This is a genomic window from Microcystis sp. LE19-8.1F (assembly GCF_027531715.1).
In the GTDB taxonomy this organism is placed as follows: Bacteria; Cyanobacteriota; Cyanobacteriia; order Cyanobacteriales; family Microcystaceae; genus Microcystis; species Microcystis wesenbergii_A.
Genome location: NZ_JAPZSO010000102.1, coordinates 1 through 1,772, shown reverse-complemented (window position 1 = coordinate 1,772; position 1,772 = coordinate 1). Strand labels below are relative to the sequence as shown.

The following is a 1,772-nucleotide window of genomic DNA, read 5'->3' as shown; positions in this document are numbered from 1 at the left end:
GTCGCGCGCAACAAGTACAAGAAGCTATAGGCGGTCAACGTACCGTGGGACACACGGAATCGGGCTTCTGAAATGGGGCGAAAGTCTGTGGACTCTGTGTAAGACAGTACATGGTTTTTTAACTGTGGTATGCGACGGTGGTGGAAGCAGAAACTTAAATCGTGAGGTTTAGGAATCGCCGCCCTAAAAGTGCGGCGAGGATGTCAAAGACCTTCTCCCCGATAAAAGCGGAATTGACGGCTGATCGACCATTGCCAGAAGAATTAGTAGGAGAACGCTGGTTTTGTTCTCTAATCCAGCGATCACACTCCTCTTGAGAAAAACCGTAAGACTCCCAGTTCCGACACAAAGCTTCATAATCCGTCTGATTTTGAGCGTTGGCTGGCATAGACATTAGACAAACAATAGAACCCGAAACAATCAGAGAAAGCGACTTCATACAAAAACAGCAACTTTATTACCTAATATTACTCCAGTTAACATCTAAAAATTTTCCAGTTATCTGGTTATCTGGTTATCTGGTTATCTGGTTAGCTGGTTTTTGGGTTTTCTGTTAATCTGGTTTACCGAATCGATCGCTAAGGGCTGCCATGATTACCGCAGTCATGGTTGTTCCCTGCCGTTTGGCCTCTGCCGCCCAATGTTGCCGCAAGGATTTGGGAACTTTGACACAAAGGTTTACCTCTGGCTCATTCTGGTTTTCTGGTAAGTTGGTATTCTGGTTTTCTGGTAAACCAGTATTCCGGCTTTCTGGGAAGTTGGTATTCTGTTCCTTTAAACTGGTATTCTGGTTTTCTGGTTCTCTGGCTTTCTTAATTAAATCGCCGTACCTGCCCGTCGTCATAAAGCCTCCAATATGGCTAAGATTTCCTCTCCCAAAGCTTTGTAATCCTTCCATGCCGCTCTTAACCTAGCATCATCGAGATTGCGGATGGGAACACCCGCTAAAGCGGCTTTTTGATAGCCGACGGTTCTGCGAATCATCGACTTGAAAACAGGGATACCGCCCTCGATTAATTCCTGACGTAGTATTTCCCCCTCCTTATTTGGTGGTGGCGGTACGATCGTGATCAGGGCGCGGTAATTAGCGTCTCCCAAATCTTTAGCCGTTTCCAACATCGGCTGCAGACTGAGAACATCGGGGGCGGTGGGCAAGATCAGGAGTTCGCAACCCTTGGCCAACTCTTTGAGATCGTCGGAATGGGGACGGGCGGGAGTGTCGATGATAACGAAGTCCGCCCCGCCGATAATCTTCATCGCCTGCCGCTCGTCGGCAACGGTGAAGGGAAGCTCCCCCCTCTCCGCCCAACCCAGAGCGGTGCGGTTCGGGTCGCCATCAACCAATACTGTCCGACCTCGATCGCTGAAATAGGTGGCAATATGCACGGCGGTGGTGCTTTTACCCACGCCCCCCTTGTAACCGGTAACAGTAATAATTTTCATCTGGTTTTCTGGTTTTTTGGTTTTCTGTTTTTCATCGTTGTTCCTGGAAACAGGTTTTCTGTAAAACCAGATTACCTTAAAACCAGAATTGCGGTCATATTTGGATCGATTCCGTGAACTGGTTTTCTGTAAAACCAGATTGCTGCAAGACCAGAATTAAGGTTCCATTCGGATCGAGCTAGTTTTCTTTGACACTCCCCGCTCTAAAGAGACGGGGATTCTTGGTTCACAGAGATTACTTGCTTAGACAGAATTGCTTCTGAAAAAGTAGAGGTATTCTCTCCCCAAGCGTTTATTGGATCGAGCCCAAAGGTTCCGGTATGCCCTAC

The 1,772-nt window shown here is 47.6% G+C and carries 3 protein-coding genes and 1 pseudogene; all 4 read right to left on the bottom strand.

What is annotated here, in order from left to right; all coding sequences use genetic code 11:
- Window positions 1-154 precede the first annotated feature (154 nt).
- Entirely contained in the window at window positions 155-388 is a 234-nt protein-coding gene (locus O9334_RS10615; protein ID WP_288000250.1) for a hypothetical protein, read from the bottom strand.
- Window positions 389-553: 165 nt separating this feature from the next.
- Window positions 554-844, bottom strand: a complete 291-nt coding sequence (locus O9334_RS10610) for a hypothetical protein (protein ID WP_288000248.1) — start codon at window positions 842-844, stop codon at window positions 554-556.
- Complete coding sequence (locus O9334_RS10605) at window positions 841-1,443, bottom strand: nucleotide-binding protein (RefSeq protein ID WP_288000246.1); 603 nt, start codon at window positions 1,441-1,443, stop codon at window positions 841-843. The genes O9334_RS10610 and O9334_RS10605 overlap by 4 nt, the downstream gene beginning before the upstream one ends.
- A gap of 203 nt (window positions 1,444-1,646) precedes the next feature.
- Window positions 1,647-1,772: pseudogene (locus tag O9334_RS22885) on the bottom strand (RNA-guided endonuclease TnpB family protein); the annotation flags it as partial.